The sequence below is a fragment of the Kitasatospora sp. NPDC049285 genome (assembly GCF_040678815.1).
GTDB lineage: Bacteria > Actinomycetota > Actinomycetes > Streptomycetales > Streptomycetaceae > Kitasatospora.
In genome coordinates this window covers 112329-130551 of the sequence record NZ_JBFAQR010000002.1, presented here as the reverse complement: position 1 = coordinate 130551, position 18223 = coordinate 112329, and the positions used below count along the sequence as shown (strand labels likewise).

At 74.8% G+C, this 18223-nt stretch carries 18 protein-coding genes; 10 read left to right on the top strand and 8 right to left on the bottom strand.

The features are described 5' to 3' along the window. Nucleotides 1–15: 15 nt before the first annotated feature. Nucleotides 16–786, bottom strand: coding sequence for a helix-turn-helix transcriptional regulator (locus tag AB0K51_RS02375; protein ID WP_363449597.1), 771 nt, complete (start codon nucleotides 784–786; stop codon nucleotides 16–18). A 168-nt stretch (nucleotides 787–954) separates the two neighbouring features. Here AB0K51_RS02375 and AB0K51_RS02370 point away from each other — a divergent pair, with 168 nt between their 5' ends. Beyond that, nucleotides 955–2139, top strand: a complete 1185-nt coding sequence (locus AB0K51_RS02370) for an MFS transporter (RefSeq protein ID WP_363449595.1) — start codon at nucleotides 955–957, stop codon at nucleotides 2137–2139. On the opposite strand, the gene AB0K51_RS02365 is transcribed toward AB0K51_RS02370, so the two are convergent. The 4 genes from AB0K51_RS02365 to AB0K51_RS02350 all read right to left on the bottom strand — a co-directional run bounded on the left by AB0K51_RS02365 (nucleotide 2123) and on the right by AB0K51_RS02350 (nucleotide 5020). Beyond that, the gene (locus AB0K51_RS02365; RefSeq protein ID WP_363449593.1) at nucleotides 2123–2485 is read right to left on the bottom strand and encodes a nuclear transport factor 2 family protein; all 363 of its coding nucleotides are present in this window, start codon (nucleotides 2483–2485) and stop codon (nucleotides 2123–2125) included. The two genes, AB0K51_RS02370 and AB0K51_RS02365, sit on opposite strands and share 17 nt — an antisense overlap. Next, a complete protein-coding gene (locus AB0K51_RS02360) occupies nucleotides 2482–2958 on the bottom strand; it encodes a nuclear transport factor 2 family protein (protein ID WP_363449591.1) in 477 nt (158 codons plus the stop codon). The genes AB0K51_RS02365 and AB0K51_RS02360 overlap by 4 nt, the downstream gene beginning before the upstream one ends. A gap of 146 nt (nucleotides 2959–3104) precedes the next feature. Further along, nucleotides 3105–3731 (bottom strand): TetR family transcriptional regulator, encoded by a 627-nt coding sequence (locus AB0K51_RS02355; RefSeq protein ID WP_363449589.1) that lies wholly within the window; start codon nucleotides 3729–3731, stop codon nucleotides 3105–3107. Between the two features lie 56 nt (nucleotides 3732–3787). Then, nucleotides 3788–5020 (bottom strand): MFS transporter, encoded by a 1233-nt coding sequence (locus AB0K51_RS02350; RefSeq protein ID WP_363449587.1) that lies wholly within the window; start codon nucleotides 5018–5020, stop codon nucleotides 3788–3790. Nucleotides 5021–5091: 71 nt separating this feature from the next. Between AB0K51_RS02350 and AB0K51_RS02345 the strand changes: the two genes are divergently transcribed. Then, a complete protein-coding gene (locus tag AB0K51_RS02345) occupies nucleotides 5092–6081 on the top strand; it encodes a helix-turn-helix domain-containing protein (RefSeq protein ID WP_363449585.1) in 990 nt (329 codons plus the stop codon). A 176-nt stretch (nucleotides 6082–6257) separates the two neighbouring features. Further along, nucleotides 6258–7892, top strand: a complete 1635-nt coding sequence (gene dacB, locus AB0K51_RS02340; RefSeq protein ID WP_363449583.1) for a D-alanyl-D-alanine carboxypeptidase/D-alanyl-D-alanine-endopeptidase — start codon at nucleotides 6258–6260, stop codon at nucleotides 7890–7892. Between the two features lie 147 nt (nucleotides 7893–8039). Here the strand turns inward: dacB and AB0K51_RS02335 are convergent, their stop codons facing one another. Next, the gene (locus tag AB0K51_RS02335; RefSeq protein ID WP_363449581.1) at nucleotides 8040–8738 is read right to left on the bottom strand and encodes a TetR/AcrR family transcriptional regulator; all 699 of its coding nucleotides are present in this window, start codon (nucleotides 8736–8738) and stop codon (nucleotides 8040–8042) included. A gap of 124 nt (nucleotides 8739–8862) precedes the next feature. On the opposite strand from AB0K51_RS02335, the gene AB0K51_RS02330 reads away from it, so the two are divergent. From AB0K51_RS02330 to AB0K51_RS02305, 6 genes are all read left to right on the top strand, one after another. After that, nucleotides 8863–10395, top strand: a complete 1533-nt coding sequence (locus tag AB0K51_RS02330) for an MFS transporter (protein WP_363449579.1) — start codon at nucleotides 8863–8865, stop codon at nucleotides 10393–10395. Nucleotides 10396–10723: 328 nt separating this feature from the next. After that, entirely contained in the window at nucleotides 10724–11017 is a 294-nt protein-coding gene (locus tag AB0K51_RS02325; RefSeq protein ID WP_363449577.1) for a hypothetical protein, read from the top strand. Continuing rightward, the gene (locus AB0K51_RS02320) at nucleotides 11014–12777 is read left to right on the top strand and encodes an alpha/beta hydrolase (protein WP_363449575.1); all 1764 of its coding nucleotides are present in this window, start codon (nucleotides 11014–11016) and stop codon (nucleotides 12775–12777) included. The genes AB0K51_RS02325 and AB0K51_RS02320 overlap by 4 nt, the downstream gene beginning before the upstream one ends. After that, the gene (locus AB0K51_RS02315; RefSeq protein WP_363449573.1) at nucleotides 12774–13304 is read left to right on the top strand and encodes a hypothetical protein; all 531 of its coding nucleotides are present in this window, start codon (nucleotides 12774–12776) and stop codon (nucleotides 13302–13304) included. The genes AB0K51_RS02320 and AB0K51_RS02315 overlap by 4 nt, the downstream gene beginning before the upstream one ends. Further along, a complete protein-coding gene (locus tag AB0K51_RS02310; protein WP_363449571.1) occupies nucleotides 13301–13879 on the top strand; it encodes a hypothetical protein in 579 nt (192 codons plus the stop codon). The genes AB0K51_RS02315 and AB0K51_RS02310 overlap by 4 nt, the downstream gene beginning before the upstream one ends. Nucleotides 13880–14171: 292 nt before the next feature. Further along, nucleotides 14172–15077, top strand: a complete 906-nt coding sequence (locus tag AB0K51_RS02305) for an ABC transporter substrate-binding protein (protein WP_363449569.1) — start codon at nucleotides 14172–14174, stop codon at nucleotides 15075–15077. Nucleotides 15078–15165: 88 nt separating this feature from the next. Here AB0K51_RS02305 and AB0K51_RS02300 read toward each other — a convergent pair whose 3' ends face one another. Together AB0K51_RS02300 and AB0K51_RS02295 are read right to left on the bottom strand one after the other, a co-directional pair. Beyond that, nucleotides 15166–16314 carry a PP2C family protein-serine/threonine phosphatase gene (locus AB0K51_RS02300; protein WP_363449567.1) on the bottom strand — a complete coding sequence of 383 codons (1149 nt, stop codon included), beginning with the start codon at nucleotides 16312–16314 and terminating at the stop codon, nucleotides 15166–15168. A 203-nt stretch (nucleotides 16315–16517) separates the two neighbouring features. Then, complete coding sequence (locus AB0K51_RS02295; RefSeq protein ID WP_363449565.1) at nucleotides 16518–17735, bottom strand: cytochrome P450; 1218 nt, start codon at nucleotides 17733–17735, stop codon at nucleotides 16518–16520. Between the two features lie 91 nt (nucleotides 17736–17826). On the opposite strand from AB0K51_RS02295, the gene AB0K51_RS02290 reads away from it, so the two are divergent. Beyond that, nucleotides 17827–18186: an arsenate reductase family protein gene (locus tag AB0K51_RS02290; RefSeq protein ID WP_363449563.1), complete on the top strand. Its 360-nt coding sequence runs from the start codon at nucleotides 17827–17829 to the stop codon at nucleotides 18184–18186. Nucleotides 18187–18223 lie beyond the last annotated feature (37 nt).

Sequence of the window (18223 nt, the reverse complement as noted above, 5' to 3'; positions counted from 1 at the left end):
GCGACCCGACCGCGGTCAGCCGAAGTAGCCGCTGGGCGTGACACCGAGGGTGCGACGGAACATCGCGCTGAACGCGCTCGGCGTCGCGTAGCCGAGGTCGGCGGCGACGGAGCTGACCGGGGTGGCGCGGGCGAGCAGGATCACCGCGTGCAGCAGGCGGGCCTGCTGCACCCAGAGGGCGAGCGTCATGCCGGTCGCCCGGGGGAAGCGGCGCTGCAGGGTGCGCGCGCTGAGGTGGGTGTGGGCCGCGGCGGCGGCGGTGCTCCACTCCGCGCCCGGGTCGGCCCGGATGGCGGCGCAGAGCCGCTCCAGGTCCGGGTCGGTGGGGACGGGCAGGTGCAGGGCGGGCACCGGATGCGGCTCCAGTTCGAGCAGCAGCAGGTCCATCAGCCGCCCGTCCCGCCCGTCCGGGTCGTACTCCAGGGGGACGCGGGTGGCGGCCTCGATCAGTTCGCGCAGCAGCGGGGAGACCGAGACGACGGTGGGTTCGCCGGGCGGATTGGGCGCGGCCCGCGGTTCGACGTAGAGGGTGCGCATCCGGACCCGACCGGTGCAGGTCATCGCGTGCTCGGTCCGCGGCGGCACCCAGACGCCGCGGGTCGCGGGGACCACCCAGCTGCCCCGGTCGGTGACCACCGTGATGACCCCGCTGGTGCCGTAGATCAGCTGGGCGCGGCGGTGCCGGTGCGGCGGGATGTGGTGACCGTCCGGGAGGTCGCGCGCCATCGCGGCCAGCGGCCTCGGGACGTGCTGGTAGTCCTCGCGGTCCTCGCTCTTGCCATGCATTGGCGCACTCTCGACAGTCTCGGGCGTTCCCGCGACAGCATGCCAGAAGCGGTCTGCCTAGCGTGGCCTGACGTGATCGACTCCGCTCTCCCCCACGCTGCCCGCGCTCAGAACCGAGTCCAGAACCGGCCCCAGAACCGGGCCCGGGCCCGGGCCCGGGCTCGGGCCGTGCCGACCGCACTGCTCGCCGCCGCCTCGGCGGTCACCGGCGCGAACGTCTACCTGAGCCAGCCGCTGCTCGGCGCCGCCGCCCGGGACCTGCACCGCACCCCCGCCCTGCTGGGCGCCGTCCCCACCGCCACCCAGCTCGGCTTCGCCGTCGGGATCGCGCTGCTCGTCCCGGCCGGCGACTGCGTCGACCGGCGGCGGCTCGTGTGCGCGCTCGGCGCGGCCGCCTCGGTGGCGCTGGCCGGCTGCGCGCTGGCTCCCGGGACGGCCTGGCTGGCCGCTGCCGGGTTCGTGCTGGGCCTGGTCTCCCCGGTGCCGCAGTTGGTCGCACCGCTCGCCGTGGCGCTGGCCGGCGAACGGGCGGCGGGGCGGACCGTGGGCGTCGTCCAGGCCGGACTGCTGGTCGGGGTGCTGGGCGCCCGGACGTACGCGGGGGCGCTGGCCTCGGCCGCCGGGTGGCGTGCGGTGTTCTGGTGCTCCTGCGCGCTCACACTCCTGCTGACGCTGGTGCTGCGACGGGCGCTGCCGGCCCTCCCGCCGGTCGGGACGGTCCGCTACCGCGCCGCGCTGGCCTCGCTGCCCCGGCTGTTCGCGGCCGATCCGCTGGTCCGGCGGGTGACCGCGTCCGGCGCCCTGGTCGGCGTCTCCTTCGGCACCTTCTGGACGGCGCTGACCCTGCTGCTCGACCGGCACTACCGCTTCGGCTCCACCGCGGTGGGCCTGTTCGGGCTGGTCGCGGCGGTGAGCGCACTGCTCTCGCCGGCGGCGGGACGGCTCGCGGATCGGTTGGGCGCCCGACGCGGACCGGCCGCGCTGGTGGCGGCGGTGCTCGCGGGGTGGGCGTTGCTGCTGCCGGGCGGCGGCTCCCTCGGCTGGCTGGTCGCGGGCACGGTGGCGCTGGACGTGGCCACCTGGGGCAACCAAGTGGCGTGCCAGAGCGCCCTGTTCACCCTGGACCGGAGTGCGCACAACCGCCTGAACACCTGTTACTTCACCCTGCGCTTCGCCGGCATCGCCGTCGGCTCGGTGGCCGGCTCGCTGGCGTGGGCGCGGGCCGGCTGGCCGGCCGTGGTCGCGGTGGGTGCGGCCGCGGCGACGGCGGCGGTGGTCCTGACGGTCGGTCAGTCCCGTACGCCGTCGCGCCCGTCGGCGACCGCGCGCCGCGGCCTCAGGGGGTCTTCGTGATGATCGTGTAGAGCTCGGCGATGCGGCCGTTCTCGACCCGGGCGATGTCCATCCCGCCGATCAGGGGCGGCTGCCCGGGCGGGCCGTAGTGGAAGCCGAGGTGGCCGAGGTCGTCGAGCTCCGCGGCCGGTCCGTCCGGGTGGAAGACCCAATCCGGGTTCTCCGCGCGGACCTCCTCGGCGCGGCGGGCGAGTTCGGCCCGGCCCCGATTGATGCGGTCCGGTTCGTGCCAGACCACGTCCTCGGCGTAGTGCTCGGCGATGGCCGCCGCCCGGCGGTCCCGATCGGGTTCGTTGAAGACGTCGAGGAGGTTGACGCGCATCAGGTCGGCGGGGGATCCGGTCATGACGGACTCTTCGCCGCCGCCGGCTCGGCCGCCACGGCGGCGGCGAAGTCCGGCTGGACGCCCAGTTGGGCGAGCATCACGCTGAGGCCGACGTAGCAGTTGAACTCCTTGATCCGGCCGTTCTCGACGTACCAGAAGTCGGCGGTCGGGATGCTCAGCCGGGCGCCGGTGGGCCGGACCACCCCGGCCGGTGTCTCGAACGGCCCGGTGAAGGTGCCCTCGATGGTCAGCTCGACGGCGACCACGTCGCCCATGACGTGGACCCGGTGGAGCTCGCGGTGGACGTCCGGCGCGAGGGCGCCCATGAAGGCGACCAGGTCGCCCAGGTGCTCGCCGCGGTAGGTCTCCCCCGCGACCACGTTGTCGAACACGCCGTCCTCGGTGAACAGGTCCATGAACCCCTGGACGTCCAGCACGTCGCCCTCGGCCGCCCGGTAGGCCGCCCGCACCAGGGCCTCCGCATCGGTGGTCATCGCACTCTCCCCTTCCTGCGAACTCCCGCAAAGGAAATCAAACGCTTGCTTTAAATTGTGCGCGCGACTCGGTGCTTGTCAAGCGATCGTTTGACTTTCGCGGCCCGTGCCAGGTCAGGCCCGTGCCAAGCCAAGCCCGCGACGGGTCAGTCCGCGACGCCGCGGAGCGCGCCCGCCACCACCGGGACGAGCACCCGCTCGACCTCCGCCACCGGGAGGGCGGCCAGCTCGGTGCCGATCGGCGCCAGGGCGAGCCAGTTCAGCAGGCCTGCCGCGCAGCGGGTGCGGAAGACCAGTTCCTCCTCGCCGACCCCGGGCAGGCGGGCCGCGAGCACCCCGACGGCCTCCCGGCGGGTCCGGTCGAACTTGCCGGCCAGCCGCTGCCAGCCCTCCGGCGGGTCGATCCCGACCCGCGCCACGGTCCGGATGACGGCCAGCTCGTGGCCGCCGGCCGAGATCGCCCGCACCATCGGGCCCGCGAAGGCGGCGGCCAGCTCGGTGAGCGTCGCGTCGGAGTCGAGCGGGGCGAGGGCCCGGATCTGCGCGTCCAGGTACCGCTCCAGCGCGTACTCGACCGCCGCGTCGCACAGGACCTTCAGCGAGCCGAAGTGGTAGCTCACCGCGGCCACGTTCGCCCCGGCCCGCTCGGTGATCTCACGCAGCGTCACGCCGTCCCGGCCGCGCTGCGCCAGCAGCTCCAGGGCAGCCGCCAGCAGGCCGTCCCGGGTGCGCTGGCCGGCCTCGCGGCGCTGGTCGGTGCGTTCTGTCGCCATGGGGAAACTCAAACAGGCGTTTTACTTCCGCGTCAAGGAGGGCCGGACCGGGGACCTCACGACGGCCTCGCCGTGCGGCGCAGGGTGCGGATCGCGGGGACGGCGAGCAGGGCGGCGCTGCCGGTGAGGGCGGCGGCGGTGGAGAGCAGAAGCAGGTGGCGGGGGGAGGCGAGGGCGGTGGCGGGGCCGACGAGGAGTTGGCCGAGGGTGATGCCGGCGATGGAGCCGGCGAGTTCATAGGCGGAGACCCGGTTGAGGACGGCGGGCGGGGTGTGGGTCTGGACGGTGGTGGCCCACATGACGGACCAGAAGGCGAGGCCCGCGCCGCCGAGCAGGTGGCCGGCGAGGAGGGCGGGGAGGCCGTGGGCGAGGGCGGCGGAGAGCGGGAGGGCGGTGTAGAGGGCCATCGCTGCGGCGCCCGCGGCGAGCGGGCGGGACGGGCGGACGCGGAGGGCCAGGACGCCGCCGAGGACGGTGCCGAGGCCGAGGGAGGAGACCGCCAGGCCGTACGCGTCCGGGCCGAGGCGGCTGCCGATCACGGCGGAGCCGAGCGGGACGAGCGGGCCGAAGACCAGCATCCCGAAGCCGATCCAGATCAGGATGACCGACCACATCCAGGCCCGGGCGCGGAACTCGTGCCAGCCCTGCCGCAGTTCGCGCCGCAGTGAACTTCCGCCGGTGGCGCGGGAGTCGGAGAGCCGCAGCAGCGCCAGGCAGAGCGCGCTGAGCAGGAAGGTGGCGGCGTCGACGGCGTACACGGTGCCGGCCGCGGCCAGGGTGATCAGCAGGCCGGCCAGGGCCGGGCCGAGGAGTTGGGCGAGGGCGTCGGCGACCTTGAGGGTGGCGTTGGCGCGCTGGGGGTCGCGGGTGACCAGCGGGACCATGCCGTTGACCCCGGGCAGGAACATCGCGACGGCCGCGCCGGCCAGCGAGGCCATGGCGAGCAGCAGCCACAGCGGCGGCGGTCCGGCGAGGAACGCGGCGGCCAGGACGCCCTGGGTGAGCACCCGGACGAGGTCCGCGCCGACCATCATCCGGCGGGCGCCGAACCGGTCGGCGAGCACCCCGCCGACGAGCACCAGGAGGACGAAGGTGCCGGTCCAGGTGCCGAGGACGAGGCCGACCCCGGAGACGCCGTAGAGCGCGCCGACGGCGAGCGCGGCGGCCACCGGCATCATCGCGTCGCCGAACAGCGAGACGGTGCGGGCGGTGAAGAAGAGGGTGAACTGGCGGTCCCACAGACGAACTGGGGAGGCCGTCGGGCGGGGAGCGGTCGGTGCGGTGGTCACCCGGCCGATACTGGTATGGACCAATCCGCCGTCCCAGTGTCGTGAATGACGCGAGGAGGTACTTTCCCGCCATGACGACCCGTCCGCTGCCGAAGTCCGCATTGCCGTCCGCATCGCCGCACCGGGTGGTGGCACTGGTGGGGGCGCCGCAGTCGGCCTTCCTGCTCGCCTGCGCGAGCGAGGTGTTCGGCGACCACGGACCGGCGATCCCGGCGCGGTACGCGTTCGAGGTGTGCGTCGAGCAGCCGGGCCCGGTGCGTACCCGGGCCGGCTACGAGGTGCTGGTGACGGCGGGTCTGGAGGCGCTGGAGCGGGCGGACACGGTGGTGGTGCCCGGGTGGGAGAAGGACGTCTCGCCGGAGGTGGTGGCCGCGGTCCGCCGCGCGCACGGGCGCGGGGCGCGGATCGTCGGGCTCTGCACGGGCGCCTGGGTACCGGCCGCCGCCGGGCTGTTGGACGATCGGCGGGCCGCCACGCACTGGGCGTGGGCGGCCGCGCTGGCCTCCGGCTTCCCCCGGGTCCGGGTCGATCCGGCGGTGCTGTACGTGCACCACGGGGACGTCGCCACCAGCGCCGGTTCGGCGGCCGCGCTGGACCTCTGCCTGCACCTGGTCAGCGCCGACCAGGGCTCGGCGTACGCACTGCGGGTCGCCCGGCAGTTGGTGATGCCGCCGCACCGGGAGGGCTGCCAGTTGCAGTACGCCGAACTGCCCACCTCCGGGCCGGTCGCCGACTCCCTGGCGCCGCTGCTGCAGTGGCTGGGCGAGCGGCTCGACCAGCCGGTCAGCGTCGAGGAGATGGCGCTCCGTGCGCGGGTCTCGGCCCGGACGCTGAACCGGCGCTTCACCGAGCAACTGGGCATCAGCCCCGGGCGCTGGCTGCTGGACCGGCGGATCGCCGCCACCCGTGCCCTGTTGGAGGAGACCGACCTCCCCGTGGAGGCCATCGCCCACCGGGTCGGCCTCTCCTCCGCGGTCAACCTCCGCCGCCGCTTCCACGAGGCGCTGCGCACCACCCCGGCCGCGTACCGCCGGGCCTTCCGCGCGGCTCGGACGGACTGACGCGCGAGTTCTTCGTGGACGGATGCAACCCTGCCGGGCGCTGCGGCGTCATCGGAGTGGGACGGCTGCCCGGAAACGAAGATCAACTGACGGTGCGTCAGATGGTAATGTACAGGCCAAACGGGGGCGTGGGGTGAGGTCGCGCGCCCTCGCCGCACCCGAACCCTGGAGCACCTGTGCCCGCACGCCTCTACCGCCGCGGCCTGCCGCTGGCGGCCGCCGTGATCGCCGTCTCCCTGCTGGCCGGTTCCGCGCAGGCGGACAACCCGCCGCCGGTGGACGCCGCGCTGACGGCGGACCTCGACGCCCTGCTGGGGGACGCCCGACTGGCCAACGCCCAGGCGGGCGTCGAGGTCCTGGACGCCCAGAGCGGGCAGGTGCTGTACGCGCGGCAGCCCGGGGCGCTGCTCACCCCGGCGTCCACGATGAAGACGGTGACCTCCACCGCGGCGCTCGAACTGCTGGGCACGGACTACCGGTTCAGCACCGAGGTGCGCAGCACCGGCACCACGTACGGCGGGACGCTGGTGGGCGACCTGGTGCTGCGCGGTGGCGGCGACCCGAGCCTGCTGGTGCAGGACCTGGACGACCTGGCGGCGAAGGTGGCCGCGTCCGGGGTCACCACGGTGACCGGGCGGGTGCTCGCGGACGGCAGCCGGTACGACCGGACGCCGCTGGGGCCGGGCTGGGCGTGGGACGACGAGCAGTACTCGTACAGCCCGCAGATATCCGGGCTGACGGTGGCCGGCGACGCCGAGTACACCATGGACACCGTGCAGGTGACGGTCACTCCGGGGGCGGCGGGCGAGAACGCCAAGGTCGCGCTGGTGCCCGCCGAGGCGCCGATGAAGTTCACCGGGACCGTCGCCACCGGCGCGGCCGGCAGCGGCACCAGCGCCGATGTCGAACGGCGGCGCGGGGAAAACGAGTTGGCGCTGTCCGGCAGCATCGCGGCGGGCGCCGCCCCGGCCACCTTCTGGGTGACGGTGGAGGACCCGGCGACGTACGCCGGCAAGGTGTTCGCGGGCGCGCTGGCCCGGCACGGGGTGAAGGTGGTGCGCGGGGTGCAGTCCGCGACCGGCTCGGAGACCTCGCAGCCGCTGGTGTCGCACGACTCGAAGACGCTCGGCGAGCTGATCGTCCCGATGCTGAAGCTCAGCAACAACGGCATCGCCGAGCACCTGACCAAGGAGATCGGCAAGGCCAAGGGCGGCCGGGGCGACTGGTCGACCGGCATCGCCCAGATCAAGGGCTTCCTGAAGGCCAACGGCCTGGAGAGCCCGGGCGGGCGGCAGGTCGACGGCTCCGGCCTGTCCCGCTACGACCTGATCACCCCGGCGAAGATGGCCGGCCTGCTCAAGCTCGCCCAGGACAAGCCGTGGTTCAGCGCCTGGTACAACGCGCTGCCGGTGGCGGGCAACCCGGACCGGATGACCGGCGGCACGCTGGCCGCCCGGATGCGCGGCACCAAGGCCGAGAACAACGTGCACGCCAAGAGCGGCTCGATGAGCGGCGTCGACAACCTGGTCGGCTACGCCACCGCCCCGGACGGCCGCAAGCTGGTCTTCGCGGTGATGGTCAGCAACTTCGCCGGCACCAGCCCGCGTCCGATCATCGACGCCATCGCCGTCCGCCTCGCCACCGGCCCGGCCGCGACCGCCGCCCCGAGCGCCCCGGCCGCCCCGGCGCTCAAGGCCCCGAAGTCGCTGAACGCCCCCGCCGCCACCGGTGACCAGGCCGCCGCCGACGCCCCGTCGGCCGTCGAGGGCGGGACCCGCTGGGAGGACTGCGAGCTGGTCGGCCGCTGCTGACGACCCGTCGGTGACCCGGGCCCCGTCGCGCTCCGCAGGGAGGCGGCGGGGCCCGCGTCGTTCCGGCCGGACGTCGCCTCCGTTCCCGTCGGGCGCCCTACCGCCCGCACCCGGGCGGCTGGCGGCGCGCCCGTTCCTGACCGGCCGTCAACTTCCGTCCGGGAGCAGGGCCGCGAGGCCGTCCGCGATGCGGTGCAGGCCGAACTCGAAGCGGGTGTCCATGTCCGGGTCGGTGAGGTCCTCGGCGAGCGCGACCAGGTTGGGGAAGGCGTCCGGCGGGAGCGCGCGCAGGCCCTGGCCGGCGGCGCGGGCGGCCTCGCCGCGGCTGGCGCCCGCCGCCTCGGCGGCGGAGAGCGGCGACTGCTCCTGCAGGACGAAGCCCTGGACGTAGGCGGAGAGCAGGTAGGAGGCCATCGCCGCGTCGGCGTCCCGGAACCCGGCCGCGCGCAGCCGGTCCAGCTGGTCCTCCAGCAGCCGCAGGGTGTGCGGTCCGGGGGCGAGCCGGCCGGCCACCACCTTGGCGGCGTCGCGCTTGTCGAGCAGCAGCCGGCGGTAGCGGCGGCCGTACTCCAGGTACTGGGCGCGCCAGTCGCCCTCGCGCGGCGGGGCCTCGGCGTCGGCGACGATCGCGTCGTTGAGCAGGTCGAGCAGTTCCTCCTTGTTGCGGACGTGCCAGTAGAGCGAGGCGGCCTTCACCCCGACCTCGGCGGCGACCTTGCGCATCGACAGTCCGGCGAGGCCGTCGCGCTCCAGGACGCGCAGCGCCGCCCTGGCCAGTGCGTCCCTGGTCAGTGCAGGTGCAGGTGCGGGTGCGGGGGTGGCGGATGCGGTGTCGGGGTCGGCCATGGCCGGGTGGCTCCTCCTGCCGTCGGGAACGATCGCGCTTGCAATCTAACACCGTTAGGGGCATTCTGGGCCGACCAGTCGCCCCTAACGGTGTTAGGGGCATGTCCGTACGAGAGGAGCCCCGGTGGAGGGGTCGGTCGCCGCCCGGCGCAAGTGGCAGGCACTGCTGACGCTCTGCGTCACCATGTTCATGGCGATGCTGGACAACGTCATCGTCGACATCGCACTCCCCCGGATCGGCCGCGACCTGGACGCGGGCATCAGCGGCCTGCAGTGGGTCGCCGAGGGCTACAGCCTGGTCTTCGCCGCGCTGCTGCTCACCGGCGGCGCGCTCGGCGACCGGTACGGCCGCACCCGGGTCTTCCGGATCGGCCTCGCCCTGTTCACCGCCGGCTCGGCGGCCGCCGCGCTGGCCGACGGCATCGGCCTGCTGGTCGCCGCCCGGATGCTGCAGGGCGTCGGGGCGGCGCTGCTCACCCCCGGCAGCCTGGCCATCCTGCGCGAGGTGTTCACCGACGAGCGCGAGCGCACCCGGGCGATCGGCCTGTGGTCCGGGGTCTCCGCGCTCGGCCTGTCGATCGGGCCGGTGATCGGCGGCCCGATGGTGGACGCCTTCGGCTGGGCCAGCGTGTTCTGGATCAACGTTCCCGTCGGGCTGGCCGCGCTGGTCATGGCCGCCCGGGTGCTGCCCGTGATCGCGCCGCGCGCCCGCCGCATCGACCCGGCCGGGCCGGCGCTCTCCGCGGGCGGCCTGGGCGCCCTGGTGTACGCCCTGGTCGAGGGCCCCGGCCGCGGCTGGGGCGACCCGCTCGTGGTCGGCTGCGCGGCGGCCGCCGCGGTGCTGCTCGCCGCCCTGGTCCTGGTCGAACTCCGGCTGCCGGAACCGATGGTGGAGCTGCGGATGTTCCGCGACCGGGTGCTCGGCGGCGCCCTGCTGAGCGGGCTGATGGTCAGCTTCGGCATGTTCGGCGCGCTGTTCTTCCTGCCGCTGATGCTCCAGGGCGTGCTCGGCTGGTCCCCCACCGACGCCGGGTACGCCGGCCTGCCGATGACCGCCGTCATCACCCTCGCCGCCCCGCTGGCCGGCCGCCTGACCGGCCGTCACGGTCCGCGGCTCGCCCTCGTGCTGGGCATGCTGCTGTGCGCGGCGGGCCTCGCCGGCCTGTCGCTCTACGGCGCCGGCGCCCACTACTACGCGTACGTCTGGACCCTGGTGCTCCTCGGCCTCGGCATGGGGATGTCCTTCACCCCCGTCTCCGTCGCCGTCCTGCACCGGGTGGCGCCCGCGCGCACCGGCATGGCCTCCGCCACCGTCAACACCCTGCGCGAGGTCGGCGGCGTCCTCGGCATCGCCGTCCTCGGCGCCGTCCTCACCCACCGGATGGCCGGCGCCCTGCACCACGCCGGCCTTCCCCCGCACGGAGCCGACCACCCGGCATCCACCCTCGGCAGCCAGGGGGCCGGCGGGATCGGCGCGCTGGTCGACGGCGCGTTCGTCGACGGCGTCCACCTGGCGCTGCGCTGCGGCTCAGCGGCCCTGGCCGTCACCGCGGTACTGGTCGCCCTGCTGCTGCACCGACCCGGCTCGCCCGCCACGACACCGACCGGGCCGACAGCGGTCCTCCGTCCGAGTGACACAGCGCCAGTGTCCGGGTAGGCGGCAAGTATTGCGCCGGCGGCGTTGCGGCTCCGCGGCCCTGGCCGGCACCGCGGCGCTGGTCGCCTCGCTCCTGCGCCGCCCCGGCCCGCCACGACACCGACCACGCCGACAGCAGTCCCCCGTTCGAGTGACACAGCGTCAGTGTCCGGGTAGGCGGCGGGTATTGCGCCGGCAAAGGAATCGTCAGGCGCGGAGGTGGTGAAAGGCCCCGGGGCGGGCTTCCGGCTTCGCTAGCATGGCCCGCTCAAACGGTCGGTCCGACACAGCTGTGGGGGATGGCGTGCGAGTGCTGGGTCCAGGCGGGGGCGGCGACGGATTCCGGGTCGTGCCGGACGAGTTGGACGGGGCGGGGCAGGCCGCCGCAGGCGTCGCGGAGCGGCTGCCCGGGGAGAGCGGCCGGGTGCTCGGGGCGTCGGACGATGCCGCGGGCGCACTGCGCGGCTGGCTCACCGGACGGGAGTTGGACGGCTGCACCGGCGAGTGGAAGCGGCTGCTGGACGGCCTGTCGGCGGAACTGGACCGGCAGGGCGACAACCTGCGGCGCACCGCCGCCAACTACCGCCGCTCGGACCAGGAGGCGGCGCGGGCGCTGTCCGCCGCCGGGGCGGCCGGGCGATGAGCATCGACGTCCCCACCCTGCGCGACGCCGAACCGGACCGGCTGTTCGGCGCCGCCGACGCGTACGCGGTGCTGGCCACCGCCGTCGGCGAGCACGCCGACACCTGGCGCGACGGCGTGGACGCCCGGGTGCGCGGCTCCGGCTGGAGCGGCGACGCCGCCGCCGACGCCGAACGGTCGCTGGCCCGCTCCAGCGCGAAACTCGTCGCCGCCCAGCTGGAGTTGGTCCGGATCGCGCCGGTGTTACGGGAGGGCGCGGAGGCCTTCCTGCTGGCCCAGGCCAAGCTCCGGGCCGCGCTCGCGGACGCCGCCTCGGGCGGCTACCGGGTGGCCGACGACGGCGGCGTCTCCTGGCCGCCGTCCGCCGCGGAACGGCACGACCCGGACGCCCCCGACCGCGCCCGGCAGGGCGCCGCGCTGCGCGACCGGATCGCCGAGGCACTGACCGAGGCCGCCCACGCCGACCAGGTCACCGCCGAACGGCTGCGCCGCCACACCGACGCCGCCCGGACCGGCGCGGGACTCGATCCGGCCTTCGCCGCAACGGAGTTGGCGAGCACCGCGCTCTCCTCGGCGTTCGGCGGCGGGCCGGAGGACCTGGTCCGGGCGGGCCTGCCGGGTCCGGACGCCCCGCCCACCGAGGTGAACGCCTGGTGGAAGTCGCTGCCCGCCGACGAGCGGCAGCGGCTGGTCACGGAGTACCCGGCCGAGATCGGCAACCGCGACGGCATCCCCGCCCTCGCCCGCGACCGGGCCAACCGGATCCACCTCGACCGCCTCATCGCCGAACTGTCGAACCGTCAGGACCCGTCCGAGCAGGACCGGAAGAAGCTGGCCGGGTTCCAGGCGGTCCGCGACCGGCTGCGCGACGACCAGGGCAAGCAGCCGCCGTCCTACCTGCTGGTGATCGGCGACCAGGGCCAGGGCCGGGCGGCGCTCTCGTACGGCGACCCGGACACCGCGGACGACGTGGTGGCGTACGTGCCGGGCCTGAACACCGAGGTGCGCAACCTCGGCGGCGGCGACGCCAACCGGGCCCGCGACCTGTGGCAGACCGCGCACGACCTCGACCCCACCCGGACCACCGCGTCGATCGCCTGGCTGGGCTACGACGCCCCGCAGGCCAAGGAGTTCGGCCCCGACGCGCTCGCGGTGGCGGGCGACGCGCGGGCCAAGCAGGGCGGCGAGGCCTACCAGGGCTTCCTGCAGGGCCTGCGCGCCGCGCACGAGGGGCCGCCCGCGCACCTGACCGCGCTGGGGCACTCGTACGGCTCGCTCACCGTCGGGCAGGCCGCGCAGCGCCCGGGCGGCATCCCGGTGGACGACGTCATCCTGGTCGGTTCGCCGGGGACGGGGGCGCAGCACGCCGCGCAGTTGGGCGTCGACCCCGCGCACGTGTGGGTCGGCGCGGCCGAGCACGACCCGGTCAGCCACCTGCCGAGCCAGCGGGAGGCGACCGGCGCCGGCACGGGCGCGGTGGTCGGCGGCCTGGTCGGCGGGCTGCCGGGCGCGGTGCTCGGCGGGTTCCTCGGCGACCACCTGGGCCGGCACGGCGATCCGCACGAGCTGTGGTTCGGGCAGGACCCGGCCAGCGCCGAGTTCGGCGCGCGCCGCTTCGACGTGGCGGACGGCCCGCTGGGCTTCGCCTCGCACTCCGACTACTGGAACCAGGGCGACGGCCGGGACGGCCACTCGCTGCGCAACATGGGCATGATCGTCTCCGGTCACGGCGACCGGGTGTCCGGACAGGAGCGGCGATGAACGAGCACGACCCGCGGCACCCCGCCCCGACCGACCTGGGCACCGCCCGCGACGCGATCGACGAGCTGCTGGACACCGCGGCGGCCGCGATCAGCCCGCCGCTGCGCTGGGCCGACGGCCCGTACACGGCGGTCGAGCACGAGCACCCGTACACCCGGGAGCCGGACGGCACCGCGCACCTGGAGAAGCGCCGCTACCTGATGACCCGGGTCGCCGCCGACCGGTACCCGGAGCTGCTCGGGCAGTTGGAGGCGTACTGGCGCGGCCGCGGCTGGGCGGTCTCCGCGGAGCCGGACCCGGTGCTGCCGGTGCTGCGGGCCGAAAGCCCGTCCGGCGCGGTGGAGTTGCGGATCGGCATCCCCGGCAACGCCACCCTGCTGGCCCGGGTGGCGCCCGTCCCCGCGGTGGGCACCGGCTACCCGTTCGGCGGGGCGAGTACGGTGCCGCTGGGGCCGGACGGGGCGCTGGACACCGTGCCCCGCCACGACGACCCGTACTGGTCGGGCCGGGAAGGACGACGCGGATGAGGCTGCGGGCGACGGGGGCGGTCCTGGCACTGCTGCTCGGGGCCGGGCTGACGGGCTGCGGGAGCGGCTCCGGTGCCACCGGAGCGGACCGTCCGGTGGTCGAACTCGCCCGCGCCCGGACCGAGTTGCAGACCGTGCTGGACGGCACCAGCACCGCTCTCTCCCCCGCCCTGCGGTACGCCGACGACGCCTACCGGGCCACCCCGCACGAGGACGGCCTGAGCCGGGAGAACGACGGCACCGCCCAGTTGACGCTGCGCCGCTACGTGCTGACCAAGGTCGCCGCCGCCAAGCAGCCCCGGCTGCTGGAGCAGGCCCGGGCGTACTGGACCGCGCAGGGCTACACCGTCACCGCGGACGGCTCCCGCTACGAGGCGGGCGCCCGCACCCCCGGCGGCACCGGGATCACCCTGACGATCGGCGCCCCGGGCAACGTCACGCTCGTCGCGACCGCCCGGGTCAAGGACCCCGGCTCCACCGAGCCGTTCGGCGCCGCGCCCAGCCCGCTGCCGACCGGCGCGGACGGCGCACCGGACACCATGCCGCGCTACGAGGACCCGCAGTGGTCGTCCTGACCCCGCCACCCCGACCGCCACGGGCCGGTGGCACGGCGACTGACGGGATATCAGCCACTTCGGTGCCCGGTCTGCCGGATTCGTTGGTGTTCAACCCATGCTCTTTCGCCCGTTGGCGAGGGCGGGGTCCGGCTGTCGTGACCATGCTGGTTATAGTCTGAACGATCTAGCCGGAACGGCGGCCGGCCGAGGGGTTCCCTCGGTATTGCCATGCCGCCGTTCCGTCATGCCGCCGTACCGTCCGACCGCCCTGGCCTGTTCGCGTTCCGCGTCGACCACGGGGAGAGACGACATGGCCTACAACACCCGCCGCGGGCGCACCGCGCTCGCCGCCGCACTCGGCGGCGCCCTGCTCCTCGCCGGCTGCGGATCCGGGGGATCCGACGGCGGGGGCGACCTGCACGCCCAACTGCCCGACGCCGTACGCAAAGCCGGCACCCTCACGGTGGGCACCTCCTTCACCGCAGCGCCGGTGGTCTTCCGCAACGACCAGGGCGACCCGGACGGCCTCGACCCCGACCTCGCCAAGGCGCTCGAGCAGATCCTCGGCATCAAGATCCAGTTCCAGGACGTCGGCCCGTTCGCCAACGTGCTGCCCGGACTGCTCGACCGCAAGTTCGACATCGCGATGTCCGGCATCACCGACACCCGCGAACGCGAGGAGGGCCTCGACAAGGACGGCAAGCAGGCCAACCCCGGCGTTGACTTCGTCGACTACTTCATGGCCGGCATCGGCATCGCCGTCCACCAGGGCAACCCGAAGAGCATCGCCTCCATCGACGACCTCTGCGGCCACACCGTCACCGTCAAGAAGGGCACCACCCACGACGACCTGGCCCTGCGCCAGGCCAAGGCCTGCGACCACCTCGGCAAGCCCCTCAAGGTCATCGAGACCGGCACCGACAACGAGGCCATCGAGAACCTCAAGACCGCCGCCGACGCCTACGTCACCGACTACCCCAAGGCCCAGTACGCCGCCCAGACCGTCAACGCCGGCAACTCCTTCCAGATCGGCGGCCCCCAGATCCAGCCCCGCCCCTTCGGCATCGCCCTCCGCAAGGACGACCAGGCCCTCCGCGACGTCCTCATGAAGGCCGTGAACCGCCTCGTCCTCAACGGCACCTACGACCAGATCCTCACCAAGCACCACCTCACCGTCGGCGCCATCCAGAACTCCGTCATCAACGGCTCGACCTGACGGATCGTCAAGAGCCTGGTCCCGTGCGCCCCTCGACGGCGAGGAACACGGGACCCGGCGCCATTGCCGACGACGGTGATCCACGGCCTCAGGACGGGGTGAGGGCGAGGACGGCGAGGTCGTCGGTGAGGGGGGAGGCGTGGCGGCGGACGTCGTGGTCGAGGAAGGTGACCAGGGTGTCGGGGTCGGTGGTGGGGAGGGTGGTGAGGCGGGCGGCGAGGGGGTAGAAGGCGCCGGTGTGGTCGCGGGCCTCGGTGACGCCGTCGGTGTGGAGCAGGAGGGTGTGGCCGGGCGGGAGGGGGAGGGTGGTGGGGGGTTCGGCGGTGGTGGCGAGGTGGCCGAGGCCGAGCGGGAGTTGCTCGGGGCAGTGCACGGGGCGGACGCCGCCGGGGGTGACCAGCAGCGGGGCGAGGTGGCCGCGGTTGACCAGGTCGAGGCTGCCGGTGTCGGGCCGGTGCTGGAGCAGGACGGCGGTGACGAAGAGTTCGGCGTCGCCGCGTTCGTCCGCCTCGCGGCGCACCTGCCGGTCCAACTGGTCGGCGAGCTCGTCGAGTTCGGTCGCCTCGTGGGCGGCGATCCGGAACGCGCCGATCACGTCGGCGACGGTGCGGACGGCGTCCAGGCCCTTGCCGCGGACGTCGCCGAGCAGGATCCGGGTGCCGTGGCGGGTCTCGCAGACCTCGTACAGGTCGCCGCCGATCGCCACGTCCGTCTCGGCGGGGTGGTAGAGGCCGGCGGCGCGCAGGCCGCCGGTGCGGGCGGGGACGGGGCGCAGCACGGTGTGCTGGAGGGTGTCGGCGACCGCGCGCAGGCGGACCAGGTCGCGGGCCTGGCGGCGGCGCTGCCAGGCGAGTCCGGCACCCATCGCGCCGGCCAGGACGGTGGCCAGGTAGGTCCACACGTGGTGCTGTTCGAGCAGGTGGCCGGCCCGCCAGGCGAGCAGTGCCTGCAGGACGACGGTGAGGACGGTGCTGCCGGCGACCGGCCACGGGCCGGCGCTGAAGGCGACCACCACGGGGAGCACGGTGAGCAGGAACCCGGCGGCCACCGACTGCGGGAGGGCGACCTCCAGCGTCAGGTCGACGGCGAGCAGCGCGGCGGGCAGCCAGCGCACCCAGCCGGGGCTGCGCAGGGCATCGCCCATCGCCGCCTCCCAGCGGGCGGCGGCGACTTTCGCGGTCCGCCGGGGGGCCTGCAGGGTCCGGGCGGGGTCGGCGGGTACGACGGGCGCGGTCATGCTCACCTCCTGGGCTGGGGGCCGCCCGCGGGTACGGGCCGACTGCGGACACGGCGCCCTTCCATCGTCGCGTCCCGCCCGCCCGGGCACCCGCCTGCCAAGGTCCCGATGGTTCGGGACCAAAGACCCGTTCACCCGACCGGGGCCAAACCGACCCAGGCCAGGTCAGGTCAGGTCAGTCGAGGCCCGTCAGCGGAGCGCCGTCAGCGGCCGGTGAGCGTGACCGGCAGCGTGTGGTAGCCGCGCAGGACGAGTCGTTGGCGGCGGGTCGGCGCCGCGGCGGGCGCGAGCGCGGGGAACCGGCGCAGCAGCGCGGGGAGCGCGGTGTCGGACTCCAGCCGGGCGAGTTGGGCGCCGAGGCAGTAGTGGATGCCGCCGCCGAAGCTGAGCGGCGGCCCGTCGTCGCGGGCCGGGTGGAAGCGGTCGGGGTCGGGGAAGCGCCGCGGGTCCCGGTTGGCGGCGCCGAGCAGCAGGAAGGCGCCGGTGAACCGGGGTACCTGCTGTCCGCCGATGGCGAGGTCGTCGGCGAGGGCGAGCCGGGAGGTGAGCTGCACCGGGGAGTCGTAGCGCAGCACCTCGGTGGTGAACGCCCCGGGGCTCAGCGTGCCGTCGCGGAGGTCGGCGGCGAGGTCGGGGTGGTCGAGGAGCAGGGCGAGGCCGTTGCCGAGCAGGTTGCCGGTGGTCTCGAAACCGGCCACCAGCAGCAGCGCCAGGTTGGCGATCAGTTCGGCGTCGGAGAGCCGCTGCTGGTCGGCGTCGGCGACCTCGACGAGGGCGCTGACCAGGTCCTGCTGCGGCCGGGCGCGGCGTTCGGCGGCGAGTTCGGTGAAGTAGGCGGCGAGTTCCTCGGCGGCCTGGTCGGCGCCGGTGAGGTCCTCGTCGCCGGTGAGGATCTCCAGGGTGGTGGTGAGGTCGGCGGCGAGCGGGCGGAAGCGGTGCCGGTCCCGCTCGGGGACGCCGAGCAGTTCGCAGATCACGCCGATCGGCAGCCGGAAGGCGAAGGCGTCCTGGAAGTCGACGGGGGTGTCGCCGTGGTCGGCGAGGTCGTCGAGCAGCCGCTCGACGGCGGCGGTGACGGCGGGCTCCAGCGCGGCGACCCGGCGCGAGGTGAAGACCGAGGCGACCAGGGAGCGCATCCGCGCGTGGTCGGGGGCGTTGCGCTGGAGCATCGAGTCGGCGAGCAGGGTCAGGCCCGGGTGGTCGGTGAAGCCGGGCTCCCACTGGGCGCGCAGCTCGGCGTCGCCGACCCCGAACGCGGGGGTGCGCAGCGTCCGGTCGGCCTCCTCGTAGCCGGTGACCAGGACCAGGAACTCGTCGGCGCGGGCCACCGGGCCGAGTTTGCGGGCCTGTTCGTACAGCGGGTACGGGTCGTCCTGCCCTTCCGGTGACATCAGCCCGTTGATGATCGTCAAGGCGTCCATGGCAGCTCCCCCGCTGGCGGTCCGGTCGGTGCGGCAACGGACGGGCGGTGCGGACGAGTTCCCCGGGGCGTGCGGGATAGGCTCGCGGCTCATGGAGATCTGGATCAACCCGCGGTGCAGCAAGTGCCGCACGGCGCTCGGCGAACTCGACGCGGCGGGCGTGGAGTACACGGTGCGGCGCTACCTGGACGAGCCGCCGACGGCCGCCGAACTCGACGAGGTGCTGGGCCGGTTGGGCCTGGAACCGTGGGACGTGGCGCGGCTGGACGAGGCGGTGGCCAAGGAGCTCGGCCTGCGCGGCTGGGGCCGCACCGACGCGGACCGGGCCCGCTGGGTGGCGGCGATGGCCGAGCACCCGGCGCTGATCCAGCGGCCGATCATCACCGCGGACGACGGCTACACCGTGATCGGCCGCACCCCGGAGGCACTGCGGGACGTGCTGGAGCACTGAGCGCGCAACCCAGAGGCTGTTCCGAGCCGAGAGGGCC

Excerpts from the sequence above, each read along its gene's own strand:
- AB0K51_RS02345 (WP_363449585.1), top strand. The coding sequence starts at position 5,092 with ATGACGACCCGTCCGCTGCCGAAGTCCGCATTGCCGTCCGCATCGCCG.
- AB0K51_RS02315 (WP_363449573.1), top strand. The coding sequence starts at position 12,774 with ATGAACGAGCACGACCCGCGGCACCCCGCCCCGACCGACCTGGGCACC.
- AB0K51_RS02360 (WP_363449591.1), bottom strand. The coding sequence starts at position 2,958 with ATGACCACCGATGCGGAGGCCCTGGTGCGGGCGGCCTACCGGGCGGCC.
- AB0K51_RS02375 (WP_363449597.1), bottom strand. The coding sequence starts at position 786 with ATGCATGGCAAGAGCGAGGACCGCGAGGACTACCAGCACGTCCCGAGG.
- AB0K51_RS02365 (WP_363449593.1), bottom strand. The coding sequence starts at position 2,485 with ATGACCGGATCCCCCGCCGACCTGATGCGCGTCAACCTCCTCGACGTC.
- AB0K51_RS02355 (WP_363449589.1), bottom strand. The coding sequence starts at position 3,731 with ATGGCGACAGAACGCACCGACCAGCGCCGCGAGGCCGGCCAGCGCACC.
- AB0K51_RS02310 (WP_363449571.1), top strand. The coding sequence starts at position 13,301 with ATGAGGCTGCGGGCGACGGGGGCGGTCCTGGCACTGCTGCTCGGGGCC.
- AB0K51_RS02300 (WP_363449567.1), bottom strand. The coding sequence starts at position 16,314 with ATGACCGCGCCCGTCGTACCCGCCGACCCCGCCCGGACCCTGCAGGCC.
- AB0K51_RS02335 (WP_363449581.1), bottom strand. The coding sequence starts at position 8,738 with ATGGCCGACCCCGACACCGCATCCGCCACCCCCGCACCCGCACCTGCA.
- AB0K51_RS02305 (WP_363449569.1), top strand. The coding sequence starts at position 14,172 with ATGGCCTACAACACCCGCCGCGGGCGCACCGCGCTCGCCGCCGCACTC.
- AB0K51_RS02290 (WP_363449563.1), top strand. The coding sequence starts at position 17,827 with ATGGAGATCTGGATCAACCCGCGGTGCAGCAAGTGCCGCACGGCGCTC.
- AB0K51_RS02320 (WP_363449575.1), top strand. The coding sequence starts at position 11,014 with ATGAGCATCGACGTCCCCACCCTGCGCGACGCCGAACCGGACCGGCTG.
- AB0K51_RS02295 (WP_363449565.1), bottom strand. The coding sequence starts at position 17,735 with ATGGACGCCTTGACGATCATCAACGGGCTGATGTCACCGGAAGGGCAG.